This is a genomic window from Amycolatopsis thailandensis (genome assembly GCF_042723255.1).
Classification (GTDB): domain Bacteria; phylum Actinomycetota; class Actinomycetes; order Mycobacteriales; family Pseudonocardiaceae; genus Amycolatopsis; species Amycolatopsis thailandensis.
This window is the reverse complement of the sequence record NZ_JBHXJK010000009.1, coordinates 9,476-26,787: the sequence shown is the minus strand read 5'-3', so window position 1 is coordinate 26,787 and position 17,312 is coordinate 9,476. Positions and strand designations below refer to the sequence as shown.

1 protein-coding gene (cut by a window edge) is annotated in these 17,312 nt (G+C 72.0%); it reads left to right on the top strand.

The annotated features are described in order from the left end of the window. On the top strand, positions 1-17,312 hold the 3' portion of the coding sequence (locus ACFWMR_RS05590; RefSeq protein WP_378377258.1) for a non-ribosomal peptide synthetase. It extends 8,743 nt beyond the left edge of the window; the window shows 17,312 of its 26,055 coding nt (coding positions 8,744-26,055); its start codon lies beyond the left edge, outside the window; it ends in the stop codon at positions 17,310-17,312.

The following is a 17,312-nucleotide window of genomic DNA, read 5'->3' as shown; positions in this document are numbered from 1 at the left end:
GTCGCCCCGGTTTGACCGGTGAGCGGTTCGTGGGGTGTCCGTTCGGTGCTCCGGGCGCCCGGATGTACCGGACCGGGGACCGGGGCCGATGGAACACCGAAGGCCGGCTCGTGTTCGCCGGACGGGCGGACGACCAGGTGCAGATCCGCGGCTTCCGGATCGAGCCGGGTGAGGTCGAGGCCGTGCTGGCGGCGCATCCGGAGGTGACGCAGGCGGCGGTGATCGCGCGGGAGGACGTCGAGGGCGATGTCCGGCTGGTGGGTTACGTGGTCCCCGCCGCGGACGCGTCCGCCTCACCGGAAGCCGTGCGCGGGTTCGCGGCGGGCCGGTTGCCGTCGTACCTGGTGCCGTCGGCGGTGGTGGTGCTGGAGTCGTTGCCGTTGACCGGTAACGGAAAGCTGGATCGCGCGGCGCTGCCCGCGCCTGCCTATTCGGCGGGTGGCGGTCGTGCTCCGGCCACCACCGAAGAGGAACTTCTCTGCCAGGCGTTCGCCGAAGTGCTGGGCCTGGATCGGGTCGGTGTCGACGACGATTTCTTCGCACTGGGCGGTCATTCGCTGCTCGCGGTCTCGTTGGTGGAGTGGCTGCGGCAGCGTGGGGTTTCGGTGTCGGTGCGAGCGCTGTTCACCACGCCGACCCCGGCCGGGCTGGCCGCGGTCGCGGGGGTCGGCTGGGTCGAGGTGCCGCCGAACCTGATTCCGGAGGGAGCCACCGAGCTGACCCCGGCGATGCTGACGCTGGTCGACCTGACCGCGGACGAGGTGGAGCTGGTCGCGGCGTCGCTCCCGGGCGGGGCGGCCGACGTGCAGGACGTGTACCCGCTCGCGCCCTTGCAGGAGGGCATCTATTTCCACTATCTGCTGGCAGGCCGGGACGGCACCGACGTGTACGCCACACCGACCGTGCTGGCGGTCGACACCCGGGAACGCCTCGAAGGCTTTCTCGTCGCGTTGCGATGGCTGGTCGACCGGCACGACATCTACCGCACGACGATCCTGTCCGAAGGACTCCCGCACCCCGTCCAGGTGGTCTCCCGGCACGCGCGGCTGCCGGTCGAGGAGATCACGCTCGACCCGGCCGGACCGAGCCCCGTCGACCAGCTCCTGGCCGCGGGCGACGGCAGGATGGAGCTGACCGAGGCCCCGCTCATCCGGGTCTACGTCGCCGCCGATCCGGCGGGCGGCTGGCTGGTCCTGCTGCGCATCCACCATCTGATCCAGGACCACACCACCTTCGACGTGATAGTCGAGGACCTGCAGGCGTTCCTCGCCGGACGGGCGGGCGAATTGCCGCCGCCGTCCCGGTTCCGCGAGTTCGTCACCCAGGCCCGGGGCGGGGTGTCCCAGGCCGACCACGAACGCTATTTCACCGAACTGCTCGACGGTGTCACCGAAACCACCGCCCCCTACGGCCTTCTGAACACCTACGGGGACGGCGCCGCGGCCGCGCTCGCCCACCTGCGGGTCGACGACGCCCTGTCCGCACGGACGCGCGAAGTGGCACGGACGCTCGGCGTGAGTCCGGCGACGCTGTTCCACCTGGCGTGGGCACGGGTGGTCGGCGCGGTCTCGGGACGCGACGACGTCGTGTTCGGCACGCTCCTGTTCGGACGGATGAACGCCGGCGCGGGAGCCGACCGCGCGCCCGGGCTGTTCCTCAACACGCTGCCGGTGCGGACGCGGCTCGCCGGCACGAGCGTGGCCGGGGCGCTGGCCGCGATGCGGGGTCAGCTCGCCGACCTGATGGTCCACGAGCACGCGCCGCTGGCGTCGGCGCAGGCCGCGGCCGAACTGCCCGGCGGCGGCCCGCTGGTCACGTCGCTGTTCAACTACCGGCACAACCAGGAGGAGCCCGAACCCGGCGACGGCATCGAAGGCGTCCGGACGGTGTTCACCCGGGAACACACGAACTATCCGCTCCACGTGTCGATCGACAACGACGGCCCGGGTTTCGCGATCACCGTCAACGCCGTGGCGCCCGCCGACCCCGACCAGGTCTGCGCGCTCCTGCACACGTGTCTCGGCAACCTGGTCACCGCGCTCGCCGCCGCGCCGGAGACGCCGTTCACCGCCGTGGACGTGCTGGACACCCGGTCCCGCGACCGGCTGGTGGTGGACTGGAACGACACTGCCTCGGCCGTCTCGGACGTTTCCGTGCCGGAGGCGTTCGCCGCGCAGGTCGCCCGCACCCCGGAAGCGACCGCTCTGGTGTCCGGTGAAGTGGCGCTCGGATACGCCGAACTCGACGACCGCTCGGACCGGTTCGCGCGGACGCTGGTGGCCTCGGGGGTGGGCGCGGAATCGCCCGTCGCGGTGCTGATGGAGCGGTCGGCCGAGCTGGTGGTGACGTTGCTGGCGATCCTCAAGGCCGGCGGGGCGTACGTGCCGCTGGACGTCGGCTGGCCGGTCGAGCGGCTGCGGGCGGTGGTCGAGGGTTCGGGGGCCGCGTCGCTGGTGGTGCACGAACTGACGGCGCATCACGAAATCCTGGACGGACTGGGGATCCCGACGATCTGGGCCGATGCCGAGACCGACGCCGAAGCCGCCGCGTTGCCTCCGCGATGCCCGCCGGGACAAGCCGCCTACGTGATGTACACCTCCGGGTCGACGGGGGTGCCGAAGGGTGTCGTGACCACGCATCGAGACGTGGTGGCCCTGGCGAAGGATCGTTGCTGGGGCGCGACACCCCGGGTGCTGTTCCACGCGCCGCACGCGTTCGACGCGTCGTCGTACGAGCTGTGGGTCCCGCTGTTGTCGGGCGGCACCGTGGTGGTGGCGCCGGCCGAACGCGTGGACGCGACCGTCCTGCGGCGGCTGATCACCGGGCACGAGCTGTCCCATGTGCACCTGACGGCCGGTCTGCTCCGCGTGCTCGTCGACGAGGATCCGTCCTGTCTCGCCGGTGTGCGGGAGGTGCTGACCGGCGGCGACGTGGTCCCGGCGGAGGCGGTCCGGCGGGTACTGGAGTCGAATCCCGGCGTCACGGTCCGGCAGTTGTACGGGCCCACCGAGGTGACGTTGTGCGCCACCCAGCACGAGGTGGCCGATCCCGGCGAGGTGGCGGGTGTGCTGCCGATCGGGCGGCCGTTGGACAACACGAGCGTCTACGTGCTGGACGACGGCCTCGGCCTCGTTCCGGCCGGGGTGGCCGGTGAGTTGTACGTGGCCGGTGCCGGTGTCTCGCGCGGCTACCTGGATCGTCCTTTGTGGACTTCCGAGCGTTTCGTGCCGTGCCCGTTCGGCGCCGCCGGTTCACGGATGTACCGCACCGGTGACCTGGTCCGGTGGACTCCGGACGGCCGTCTGGTGTTCGTCGGGCGGGCCGACGAGCAGGTGAAGATCCGCGGGTACCGGGTGGAGCCGGGCGAGGTCGAGGCCGTACTCGCCGCGCATCCGGTGGTGGCGCAGGCCGCCGTGCTGGTCCGCGAAGACGTGCCGGGCGACAAGAGGCTGGTCGCCTACCTGGTCCCTGCCGAGCCGGGCGCGGGCGTCGGGGCCAGGGCACGCGCGTACGCCGTCGAGCGGCTGCCGGAATACCTTGTCCCGTCGGCGTTCGTGGAGCTGGAGACCCTTCCGCTCACGGTCAACGGCAAGGTGGACCGGGCGGCCCTGCCGGCGCCCGAGTACTCGGGCAGCGCGAGCCGCGCTCCCGCGAACGCCACGGAAGAGCTGCTGTGCCAGGTGTTCGCCGAGGTGCTGGGCCTTCCTTCGGTCGGGATGGACGACGACTTCTTCGAGCTGGGCGGGCATTCGCTGCTGGCGATCCAGCTCACGAGCCGGGTGCGTGTGGTGCTGTCGGTGGAAGTGCCGCTGCACACGCTGTTCGAGGCCCGCACTCCGGCGAACCTGGCGGCGTCGGCGTCACTGGGCGTCCCGGGCCGGACGGCCCTGGTGGCGCGGGAGCGGCCGGAACGGGTGCCGTTGTCGTTCGCGCAGCGCCGGTTGTGGTTCCTGGGGCGGCTGGAGGGCCCGAGCCCGACCTACAACATCCCGTTGACGGTGCGGCTGACCGGATCGCTTGACCGAGCGGCTTTCGCTGCGGCGCTGCGCGATCTGGTGGAGCGGCACGAGGTGCTGCGCACCGTGTTCGAGCTGGCCGACGGTGAGCCGTACCAGCGGGTGCTTTCGGTGGCCGAGTCCGCGTTCGCGCTGGACGTGGTCGAGGTGACGGCCGGCGATCTCGACGAGAAGGTCGCCGAAGCGGCGGGACATCCGTTCGACCTGACCGCCGAACCGCCGGTGCGGGCGACGCTGCTCGCGGTGACGCCGGAAGACCACGTCCTGGTTCTGGCCGTGCACCACATCGCGGCGGACGCATGGTCGATGGAGCCGCTGTCGCGCGACCTCGCCGCGGCGTACACCGCGCGACTGCGGGGCACGGACCCCGCGTGGACCCCGTTGCCCGTGCAGTACGCGGATTACGCGCTCTGGCAGCGCGAACTCCTCGGCGACGAGAACGATCCGGGCAGCGTGCTCTCCCACCAGGTGGCCTACTGGCGTGACGCCCTCGCCGGGGCGCCGGAGGAGCTGGACCTGCCCGCCGACCGGCCGCGTCCGGCCACCGCGTCCTATCGCGGCTTGCTCGCCCCGATCGAGATCCCGGCCGGGCTGCACCGGCGCCTCCGGGCGGTGGCGCAGGACCGGGGAGTGACCCTGTTCATGGCGGTGCAGACTGCGCTGGCCACGGTGCTGTCGCGGCTGGGCGCCGGTACCGACGTCCCCATCGGGGTCGCGGTCGCGGGGCGCACCGACCAGGCGCAGGACGACCTCGTCGGCTTCTTCGTCAACACGCTCGTGCTGCGGACCGATCTGGCGGGCGACCCGACGTTCGCCGAAATCCTCGGGCGGGTCCGGTCCACGTCGTTGGCCGCTTTGTCCCACCAGGACGTCCCGTTCGAGAAGCTGGTCGAGGAGCTGGCGCCCGCCCGGTCGCTGGCCCGGCATCCGTTGTTCCAGGTCATGCTGACCCTGCAGAACGCGGGCGGCGGGGCCGCAGTGACGTTGCCCGGCCTGAAGCTCGGCTCGCTGCCCGCCGGTGACGTGGCGGCGAAGTTCGATCTCGACGTGTCGATGGGCGAGACCTTCGACGCGGCCGGTGCGCCGGCCGGGATGGCGGGCATGCTCATCGCGGCCGCCGATCTGTTCGACCAGGACACGGCCGACCGCCTCGCGCGCTGTCTGGTCAAGGCGTTGAGCCTGCTCGCCGAGGACACCGGCGCCCGGCTGAGCGCGGTGGACCTGCTCGATCCGGCCGAGCGACGGCTGGTGGTGAAGGAGTGGAATCGCACCGACTCTCCGCCGCCGGCCTTGCTTGTGCCGTCGGCCTTCGAGGCGCAGGTGGCGAGAACGCCCGACGCGCTCGCGGTGCTGCACGGTGACGGCACCCGGCTGAACTACGCCGAGGTGAACGCGCGGGCCAACCGGCTCGCCCGGCTGCTCGTCCGGCACGGCGTCGGACCGGAGTCGACCGTCGCGGTGTGCCTCGGCCGCTCCGCCGAACTGGTGGTGTCGCTGCTGGCGGTGCTCAAGGCGGGCGGCGCCTATCTGCCGATCGACCCCGCGCATCCGGCCGAGCGTGTCGGATACCAGGTGGACGACGCCCGTCCTGGGCTCGTGCTCACGGAGAGGGCCACCGGCTTCGCCAGCCACGGGCCGGACCGGATCGCGCTCGACGATCCCGGTGTCGCGGCCGAACTGGCGGAACTCGGCGACGGCGACCTGACCGCAGCCGAGCGTCGAGGGCCGCTGCTGCCTGGACACCCGGCCTACGTGATCTACACGTCGGGCTCCACCGGGCGGCCCAAGGGCGTCGTCGTCCCGCACGGCGCCATGGCGAACTTCGTCGCCGCGATGGGCGCGCGCTTCCCGATGACGGCCGCGGACCGGCTGCTGGCCGTCACGACGGTCTCGTTCGACATCCACGTCCTCGAGCTGTACGTGCCGCTGCTCTCGGGTGCCGGGGTCGTGCTGGCCGACGACACGGCCGTCCGGGATCCGGCGACGGTGGCCGGGCTGATCGACCGGTTCGGTGTGACGACGCTGCAGGCGACCCCGGCGCTGTGGCAGGCACTGCTGACCGCGCACGCCGGAGCCGCGCGCGGGGTGCGCCCGCTGGTCGGCGGCGAGGCGTTGCCGGGGGCGCTGGCCGCCCGCATCGCCGAGGCGTCGGGGAACACGGTCACCAACCTGTACGGCCCGACCGAGGCGACGGTGTGGGCGACCGCGGCCGACGTCGACGGGCAGGGCTCCGGCAGGGTGGCGATCGGCGGGCCGATCGCCAACACGAGGGCGTACGTGCTCGACGGCACGTTGCGGCCGCTCCCGCCGGGCGCCGTGGGTGAGCTGTATCTGGCGGGCGTCCAGCTCGCGCGGGGCTACCTGGGGCGCCCCGGAGCCACGGCGGAACGGTTCGTGGCCTGCCCGTTCGGCGACGACGGCGAGCGGCTGTACCGGACCGGCGACGTGGTGCGGTGGCGCGCGGACGGCGAGCTGGAGTTCCTGGGGCGCACGGACGACCAGGTGAAGATCCGCGGGTTCCGGATCGAGCTCGGCGAGGTCGAGGCGGTGCTGGGCGCCTGCCCGGAAGTGGACCGGGTCGCGGTCCTGGCGCGCGAGGACACGCCGGGGGACAAGCGGCTCGTCGCCTACGTGGTGACCACCGGCGCCGACCCGGCGGGGGCGGTGCGTGCGTACGCGTCCGAGCGGCTGCCGTCGTACATGGTGCCGTCCGTGGTCGTGACGCTCGACGCGTTGCCGTTGACCCCGAACGGAAAGCTCGATCGCAAGGCTCTTCCCGCGCCCGGTCCGACGGTGGTCGCGGGTACGGGAAGGCTCCCCGCGAGCCCTCGGGAGGAGTTGTTCTGCGCGGCGTTCGCCCACGTTCTCGGCCTCGGCGAAGTGGGGGCCGACGACGACTTCTTCGCACTGGGCGGGCATTCGCTCTTGGCGGTGTCCCTTGTGGAGTATCTCCGCACCCGGGGCGCCGAGGTGTCGGTGAAGGCGGTGTTCGAGCACGCCACCCCGGCGGGGCTGGCCGCGTCGGCGGGCCCGGACCGCGTGATGGTGCCACCGAATCTGATCCCGCCCGGCGCGACCGCGATCACGCCGGAGATGCTGCCCCTGGTCGAGCTGACCGAGGCCGAGCTCGACACGGTGATCGAGGCCGTGCCGGGTGGCGCGGCCAACGTCGCCGACGTGTACCCGCTGGCGCCGTTGCAGGAAGGCATGTTCTTTCACCACCTGATGGCCAAGGGGGAGGACGCGGACGTCTACGTGCTGCCGACCGTGCTGCGCTTCGGCTCGCGAGACCTCCTCGACGGTTTCCTCGGTGCCCTGCAAGGGATCGTCGACCGGACCGACATGTACCGGACGGCGGTCGTCTGGAAGGGACTGCGCGAACCGGTGCAGGTCGTGTGCCGGACCGCCGCGTTGCCGGTGGACGAGGTCGTCCTCGACGGCAGCGGTGACGCCACCACGCAACTGATGGCGGGGACGGGGATGGCGCTGGACCGGGCGCCCCTGATGCGGGTCCGGGTCGCCCTCGAACCGGACACCGGCCGCTGGGTCGTGTTGCTGCTCATCCATCACCTGGTGCAGGACCACACCGCGCTCGACGTGCTCCTGGACGAAGTCCGCGCGATGCTCGCCGGGCGGGCCGCGGAACTGCCCGAACCCGTGCCGTTCCGCGAATACGTCGCGAGGGCGCGATTCGGTGTCTCCCGGGAGGAGCACGAGGCATACTTCGCCGGGCTGCTCGGCGACCTGACCGAGCCGACGGCACCGTACGGGCTGCTCGACGTGCACGGCGGCGGCGAGGCGGTGACACGCGCCGACCGGTGGGTCGACGACGCACTGGCCCGGCGGGTGCGGGGGCTTGCCCGCTCGCGCGGGGTCAGCCCCGCGGCCGTCTTCCATCTGGCCTGGGCTCGGGTCCTCGGCACCCTGGCGGGACGCGACGACGTGGTGTTCGGGACCGTCCTTTTCGGACGGATGACCGCCGAAGCCGACATACGGCGGGCGGCGGGCCCGTTCATCAACACGCTGCCGGTCCGCGTCCGCCTCGACGGCACCGGGACGGGCACGGCGTTGTCGGCCATGCGGGGACAGCTGGCCGGGCTGATGGCGCACGAACACGCGCCGCTCACGGTCGCGCAGTCGGCCAGCGGTGTGCCGGGCGGTCTTCCGCTGTTCACGTCACTGCTCAACTATCGCTTCACCGCGGCCCCGGAGGAGGACGAGAGCGGGCAAGACCCTGTCGACGGCATCGAGCTCCTGGCGTACCGAGAGCAGAGCAACTACCCGCTGACGGTGTCCGTGGACGACGTGGCGGGCCGGTTCCTGCTGACCGTGGACGCGCTCGCCCCGGCCGATCCGGAGCAGGTCTGCGGATTGCTGCACGCCTGCCTCGACAGCCTCGCCTCCGTACTCGAAGAAGACCCCGGTACGGCGCTTTCGGCGGTCGAAGTGGTGGACGCCGCCGAACGACGGCGTGTGCTGGACGCGGGGACCGGGCCGGTCCGCGAGACACGGCAGGTGTCGTTCGGGGACCTGTTCGCGGCGCGGGCGGCCGAAACGCCGCACGCCGTGGCGCTGGCACGCGGGGACGTCGAACTGTCCTATCGGGACCTGGACGCGGTCACGAACCGCTTGGCACGACTGCTGATCGCGCGGGGCGCCGGGCCGGAATCGGTGGTCGCCGTGGTGCTGGAGCGGTCGCTGGAGCCGGTGATCGCGTTCCTCGCGATCCTGCGGGCGGGCGCGGCCTGCCTGATGGTCGATCCCGCTCTTCCCGCCGAGCGCGTCGGACTGATGTTCGCCGACGCCGCCCCGGCGCTGGTCCTGACGAGCGCCGGTCTCCGGTCGGTGGTGCCCGAAGGCGTGCCCACGGTGGTCCTGGGGTCGCCGGAGATCGACGCGGAGCTCGCGCGGCTGGACGACGCCCCGGTCAGCGACGCCGACCGGGTCACCCGGTTGTCGCCGGACCACCCGGCGTACGTGATCTACACGTCCGGCTCGACGGGGCGGCCGAAGGGCGTCGCGGTCACGCACCGCGGCCTCCCTTCGCTGGCACGAGCCCAGATCGAGTCCTTCGCGCTGGATGACGCGTCCCGGGTGCTGCAACTGGCCTCGCTCAGCTTCGACGCGTCGGTCATGGAAATGGTCATGGCGCTGTCGTGCGGAGCGACCTTGGTCGTCCCGGCGGTGGCGGGACCGCTGGCGGGAGACGACCTCGCCGAGGTGCTGCGGACCGAACGGATCACCCACACGCTGATCCCGCCGAGTGTCCTGGCCACCGTGCCCGAAGGATCGGGCGACGAGCTGGTCACGCTGGTGGTGGGCGCGGAGGCGTGCTCGCCGGAGCTGGTCGGACGCTGGGCACCGGGCCGCCGGATGGTGAACGCCTACGGCCCGACCGAGATCACCGTGCTGTGCACGCTGAGCGATGTGCTGCGTCCCGGCGAGGTTCCGCCCATCGGCCGTCCGACCGAGGGCGTCCGCTTGTACCTGCTCGACGACAGGCTGGCCCCGGTACCGGCAGGCGTGCCGGGCGAGCTCTACGTGGCGGGTCCTGGCGTGGCACGGGGCTACGTGGGCCGCGCGGGGCTGACCGCCGAACGATTCGTGGCCTGCCCGCAAGGCGGGCGGATGTACCGGACTGGTGACCGGGCCCGCTGGGGCGCGGACGGACAGCTGGTGTTCCTCGGCCGCGGCGACGATCAGGTGAAGATCCGCGGCTTCCGGATCGAACCGGGTGAGGTCGAGGCCGTGGTGGCCGCGCATCCGGCGGTGCGCGCGGCCGCGGTCGTCGCCCGCGAGGACGTCCCCGGCGACAAGCGCTTGGTGGCGTACGTGGTCCTGGGCGAGGACACCGGCGAAACGGTGCGGGAGTTCGTGGCCGCGCGCCTGCCGTCCCATCTGGTCCCGGCGGCGGTCGTCGAGCTGGACGCCATGCCGCTGACACCCAGCGGGAAACTCGACCGCGCCGCGCTGCCTGCCCCCGGGTACACCGCCGGTGACGGCCGGGCGCCCTCCAGTGCCCGCGAAGAACTGCTGTGCGGTGCTTTCGCCCACGTCCTGGGGCTGCCGTCGGTCGGAATGGACGACGACTTCTTCGCACTGGGCGGGCATTCCCTGCTCGCGATCCGGCTGGTGAGCCGGGTGCGCGCGGTGCTGGGCGTCGAGCTGCCCCTCCGGGCGCTGTTCGAGACGCCGACACCGGCCGCCCTCGTCCGCGGTCTCGTCGAGGCCGCGCCGGGACGGGCCGCGCTGGCGGCGCGGGAACGACCGGACCTGGTGCCGTTGTCGTTCGCGCAGCGGCGGTTGTGGTTCCTGCGGCAACTGGACGGGCCGAGCGCCGCGTACAACGTCCCGGTGGGCCTTCGGCTGTCCGGGGAGCTGGACCGGGAGGCGCTGGAAGCCGCGTTCCACGACGTGATCGAGCGTCACGAGGTCCTGCGGACGGTGTTCCCGATGCTGGACGAAGAGCCGTGTCAACAGGTCCTGCCGATGTCCGACACCAGGTTCGAGCTCCGGTTCGCCGAGGTGCCGCCCGAGGACCTCGACGACGCGGTGGGCGCGGCGGCCGGGTACGAGTTCGACCTCGCCACGGAGATCCCGCTGCGGGCCTCGTTGTTCGCCACCGGGGCGCGGGAGCACGCGCTCGTGCTGGTGGTGCACCACATCGCGGGTGACGCCTGGTCGATGGAACCGCTGGCCAGAGACCTCGCGACGGCCTACGCCGCCCGGCTCGGGGGACACGAACCGGAGTGGGCGCCGTTGCCGGTGCAGTACGTCGACTACACGCTCTGGCAGCGGGACCTGCTCGGTGACGAACACGCCGCGGGCACGGTGCTGGCCGACCAGGTGGCGTACTGGCGGGACGCCCTCGCGGGGGCGCCGGACGAACTGGAGCTGCCCGCGGACCGGCCGCGGCGGGCCGAGGCGTCCCATCGCGGCCACGAGTTGCCGGTCCTGGTGCCCGCCGAGGTCCACGCGCGGCTGCTGGAGCTGGCGAGGGCCGAGGGCGCGACGGTCTTCATGGTGCTGCAAGCGGCGCTCTCGACGTTGTTGCACCGGCTCGGCGCGGGCACCGACATCCCCATCGGGGCCGCCGTCGCCGGGCGGATGGACCAGGCGCTGGACGAGCTGGTCGGCTTCTTCGTGAACACCCTGGTGATCCGCGGCGACCTGTCCGGCGATCCGACGTTCCGCGAGCTGCTCGGGCGGGTGCGGGCCACCAGCCTGGCGGCGTACGAGAACCAGGACGTGCCGTTCGAAAAGCTGGTCGAGGAGCTGTCCCCGACGCGATCGCTGGCCCGGCATCCGCTGTTCCAGGTCATGCTCACGGTGCAGAACACCACCGGCGCCGGCGGTGGACCGGCCGCCGGGTTGCCGGGTCTGCGGGCGGACTCGCTTTCGATGGGCGGCGCGGCGTCGGCCAAGTTCGACCTCGACCTGAGCCTGGGGGAGACCTTCGACGAGTCCGGTGCCCCGGCGGGACTGCACGGTTCCCTCACCGCGGCCTCCGACCTGTTCGACGAGTACACGACGGGGCGGCTCGTCAGTTACCTGATCCGGGTCCTCACGGCGGTTTCCGCCGACGTCGAAGTCCGCGTGAGCGCGGTGGAGATGCTCGATCCGGCCGAGTACCACCGGATCGTCGAGGAATGGAACGACACCGCTCGCGCCGTGCCGGATCGCCTGGTGCCCGAACTGTTCTCCGAACAGGCGGCGCGGGCGCCGGAGGCGACGGCGCTCGTGCGCGACGGGATCGAGCTGTCCTACGGCGACGTCGAGGCGAAAGCGAATCGCCTGGCGCGCCGGTTCATCGCCCAGGGGATCGGGCCGGAGTCGGTGGTGGCCCTGGTGCTGGGGCGGTCGCCGGAGCTGGTGATCGCCGTCCTGGCGGTGCTGAAGGCGGGCGGCGCCTACCTCCCGATCGATCCGGAACTGCCCGCGGAGCGTGTCCGGTTCATGATCGAGGACGCCGCCCCGGCACTGGTGGTGGACGACCCGGGCTTCGTGGACGAGGCCACGGATCACGCGCCCACCCCGGTGTCCGACCGCGACCGGATCGCGCCCTTGTCACCGACCCATCCGGCGTACGTGATCTACACGTCGGGGTCCACCGGGCAGCCGAAGGGTGTCGTCGTCACCCATGAGTCCTGTGTGAGTCTCTCGGTGAGTCACGAGAGGTACGGCGTCGGAGCCGAGAGCCGGGTCGCGCAGTTCGCGTCGGTGGGCTTCGACATGTTCTGCGAGGAGTGGTTGCTCGCGTTGCTGTCGGGGGCGGCGCTGGTGATCGTGCCGCCGGACCGGCGGCTGGGGCGGGAGCTGGCTTTGTTCCTGGTGGAGCAGCGCGTCACCCATGCGACGTTGCCGCCCGCGGTGGTGGCGACGATGCCCGACGACGTCCTGGATCCGGGGTTCGTGCTGGATGTGGGCGGTGAAGCGTGTCCGCCGGAGCTGGTCGAGCGCTGGGCGGACGGGCGCACGATGTTCAACACCTACGGTCCGAGCGAGGCGACGGTCGACGCGACGGTGTGGCGGTGCCGGCCCGGTCTGGAGCCGGGTACGGCGGTGCCGATCGGCCGTCCCATCGCCAATACCCGGGTGTACGTGCTGGATTCGGCGCTGCGGCCCGTGCCGACGGGCGTGGTCGCCGAGCTCTACCTGTCGGGCACGAGCCTGGTGCGCGGCTACCTGGGCCTTCCCGAGATGACCGCCGAGCGGTTCGTGGCCAATCCCTTCGAGCCGGGACAGCGGATGTACCGCACAGGCGACCGGGTGCGCTGGGACGCCGACGGCCAGCTCGTCTTCGCGGGCCGGGCGGATGATCAGGTGAAGATCCGCGGGTTCCGGATCGAACCCGGCGAGGTCGAGGCCGTGCTCGCGGGGTACCCCGGCGTCTCCCAGGTCGCGGTGATCGCGCGGGAGGACTCGCCCGGCGATCCGCGGCTGGTGGGGTACGTCGTGCCCGAGGAGGGCGCGGACCTCGGCGGGCTGCGGGGCTTCGCCTCGGAGCGGTTGCCGTCGTACCTGGTGCCGTCGGCCGTGGTGGAACTGGAGGCGTTGCCCCTGACGGTCAACGGCAAACTGGACCGCAGGGCGCTGCCGGCGCCCGCGTACGAGACCGGTTCGGGACGCGTCCCCACCACGACCGAAGAAGAGCTGCTGTGCCAGGCCTTCGCCGAGGTGCTGGGGCTGCCGTCGGTCGGCGTGGACGACGACTTCTTCGCGCTGGGCGGGCATTCACTGCTTGCGGTGTCACTGGTGGAGTGGCTGCGGCAGCGCGGGGTTTCGGTTTCGGTGCGGGCGTTGTTCGTGACGCCGACGCCCGCGGGGCTGGCCACGGCCTCCGGCCCGGAACCGGTGGTCGTGCCGCCGAACCTCATCCCGGCCGGGGCGACCGGGCTCACGCCGTCGATGCTGCCGATGGTCGAGCTGACCGAGGCGGAGGTCGCCAGGCTGGTGGAGCAGGTGCCGGGCGGCGCGGCGAACGTGGCGGACGTGTACCCGCTGGCGCCGTTGCAGGAAGGCATCTTCTTCCACAACCTGATGGTCGGCCACGAGGGCACGGACGTGTACGTGACGCCCGCGGTGATCGAGTTCGAGTCGCGGCCGCTGCTGGACGAGTTCCTGACGGCCATGCAGTGGGTGGTGGACCGGCACGACATCTACCGCACCGCGGTGATCTCCGACGGACTCCCGGAACCCGTGCAGGTGGTGGTGCGCCACGCCGAACTGCCGGTCTCGGAGGTCGAGCTCCGGCGGGGCGGGCAGGATCCCGCCGAGGAGCTGACCGCCGCCGTCCGCGACTGGATGCCGCTGGACCGGGCACCACTGCTGACCACGCACATCGCCGCCGATCCCGACGGCGATCGCTGGCTGTGCCTGCTCCGGGTCCACCACCTGCTCCAGGACCACACCGCGATGCAGGTGATGCTCACCGAGCTGCGGGCACACCTGGCGGGCCGCACCGACGAGCTGCCGCCGCCGCTGCCGTTCCGCGAGTTCGTCGCGCAGGCGCGGTTCGGCGTGCCGAAGGAGGAGCACGAACGATACTTCCGCGAAGTCCTCGGCGACGTCACCGAGCCGACCGCTCCGTACGGGCTGACCGAGGTTCACGGCGACGGCACGACGACGGGGCAGGCGGGCCTCCGGGTGGAGGAGGCGCTGTCCGGGCGGCTGAAGGAGATCGCGCGATCGCTGGCGGTCAGCCCGGCGACGGTGTTCCACCTGGCGTGGGCGCGGGTGCTGGCGGCCTTGTCCGGCCGTGACGACGTGGTGTTCGGCACCATCGTGTTCGGCCGGATGAACTCGGGTGCCGGCGCCGACCGCGTCCCCGGCCTGTACATGAACACCCTCCCGGTGCGGGTACGGCTCGGCGGGCTTTCCGTCGGCGAAGCGCTGACCGGCCTGCGGAACCAGCTCGCCGACCTGATGGTCCACGAACACGCGCCGCTGGCGCTCGCGCAGGCGGCCAGCGGCCTGGCGGGCGGCCCGCTGTTCACGTCGCTGTTCAACTACCGGCACAACCAGGAGGTGTCCAGGGACGAGGCGGAGTCGATGGACGGGATCGACCTGGTGTCGGTCCGCGACCTGACCGACTATCCGCTCGGCGTCGCCATCGACGTCGACGGCACCGGCTTCACGATCGCCGTGGACGCGGTGGCCCCCGCCGACGCCGACCAGGTCTGCGCGCTGCTGCACACCTGCCTGGACAACCTGGTCACCGCCTTGGCGGAAGCGCCCGGCACGTCCTTCTTCGCGGTGGACGTGCTGGGCGAGGCCGAGTCGGCCGAGCTGGTCGGGACGCGCAACGACACCGCGATCGCGGCGGCGGACGTCTCGGTGCCCCAGGCGTTCGCCGAGCGCGTGGCCGCCGATCCGGACGCGGTCGCGGTCGTGGGTCAGGACTTCCGGCTCACCTACGGCGAACTGGACGCGCGGTCCGATCGGCTGGCGCGGGCGCTGGCGGTGGACGGGGCGGAACAGATCGTGGCCGTGCTGCTGGAACGCACGGTCGACGTGGTCGTGACGTTCCTCGCGGTGCTGAAGGCGGGCGGGGTGTACCTGCCGCTGGATCCGTCGTGGCCGGTCGCCCGGATGCGGGCGGTCGTGCGGGACGCGGGCGCGCGGCGGGTGGTGGTGCACGAGGCGACGGAGGGCCACGAATTCGCCCGCACGACCGGACTGGCCCGGATAGCGGCCGATCCTGGCGAGATCACGGACGACGAGGCCGTACTGCCGCCGGTCCCTCCGGGCAGCGCGGCGTACGTGATGTACACGTCGGGTTCGACGGGCGTGCCGAAGGGTGTGGTGGCGACTCATCGGGATGTCGTGGGCCTGGCGAAGGATCGGTGCTGGGGTTCCCCGTCGCGGGTGTTGTTCCACGCGCCGCACGCGTTCGACGCGTCGTCGTACGAGTTGTGGGTGCCGCTGTTGTCGGGCGGGACCGTGGTGGTGGCGCCGGACGAGCGGGTGGACGCGGAGGTGCTCCGGCGGTGGATCTCCGCGTACGACGCGTCGCACGTCCATGTCACGGCGGGCTTGCTGCGGGTGCTCGCCGAGCAGGATCCGGCCTGTTTCGCGGGTGTCCGCGAGGTGCTCACGGGTGGTGACGTGGTTCCGGCCGATTCGGTGCGGCGGGTGCTGGAGTCGAACCCCGGTGTCCGGGTGCGGCAGTTGTACGGGCCGACCGAGGTGACGTTGTGCGCCACCCAGTACGAGGTCGGTGCCGTCGACGAGGTCGGCGAGGTGCTGCCCATCGGGCGGCCGATGGACAACACCCGGGTGTACGTCCTCGACGGCGCGCTGAACCCGGTGCCGGTCGGGGTGGCCGGTGAACTTTATGTGGCAGGCGCCGGTGTCGCGCGCGGTTACGCCAACCACGCGCCGATGACGGCGGAGCGGTTCGTCGCTTGTCCGCACGGGGAACCCGGTGCGCGGATGTACCGCACCGGAGACCTGGTCCGCTGGTCCAAGGAGGGGCCACTGGAGTTCGTCGGGCGCGCGGACGACCAGGTGAAGATCCGCGGGTTCCGGGTCGAACCCGGCGAGGTCGAAGCCGTCCTCGGCGGATATCCGGGTATCGCGCACGCCGCTGTCGTGGTGCGCGAGGACGTTCCGGGGGACAAACGTCTCATCGGGTATCTCGTGCCGCACGAGCACGTCGCCCTCGACGACGCCGGAATGCGGGGGCACGCCGCCGAACGGCTCCCGGACTACGCGGTCCCCGCCGCGTTCGTCCACCTCGACGCCCTGCCGTTGACCGGCAACGGAAAGCTCGACCGGAAAGCACTGCCCGCGCCCCAGTACGAAACCGGGGCGGGCGATGGAGGGACGAACGGTCCGCTCGCCGTACTCGAACAGGCCGTGTGCGAGACGTTCGCCGAGGTGCTCGGGCTCCCCGAGGTCGGGGTGAACGACGACTTCTTCGCGCTGGGCGGGCATTCGCTGCTGGCGGTCGCCCTGGTGCAGAAGCTCAAGCACCGTGGCATCACCACCTCGGTCCAGGACGTGATGGCCGCCCCGACCCCGATCGCGCTGCTGAACACGCTCAGCCTGTCTTCGGTGCGGGGCTCGCTCGGCGTGCTGCTGACCATCCGCGGCGCGGGCGACCGGCCACCGCTGTTCTGCGTCCACCCGGCGGGGGGGCTGAGCTGGTGCTACACGCCGTTCGCCGGGCACGTGCCGCCGGACGTGCCCGTCTACGGGTTGCAGGCCCGCGGCATCGACGGCGAGACCCCGCTCGCGGGTTCGGTGGCGGAGATGGCGGACGACTACATCGCGCAGCTGCGTGCGGTGCGGTCGGCCGGTCCGTACTACATCGTCGGCTATTCGTTCGGCGCCACTCCCGCCCACGAGATCGCCGTCCGGCTGCGGGCACAGGGCGAGGAGGTCGCCCTGGTCGTCATGGACTCGTTCCCGCTCGCCGAGATCGTTAAGGAAACGGAGGACACGGAGGAGACTGCCGACGGCGACGAACCGTGGGAAGAGGTGATCCGGGCGGAGTTCGGCCACCTGCTCGGCGGGTTCTCCGAAGCGGAACTCGCGGTCTTCGCGCGGATCTTCGAGAACAACACCAGGATCAGGGCGGCGCATCCCACCGGACTGTTCGACGGCGACACGCTGATCCTCACCGCCACCGACAACGCGTCGGAAGACGGGCCTCTCCGGGCCCGATGGGCTCCTTACATCTCCGGCGAACTGACCGAGGTGCCCATTCCCGGTGAGCACGCGGACATGGTCCGTCCCGACAAGATGGGCCTGGTCTGGCAGGCGATCGCTTCCTGGCTGGAATCGCGATGA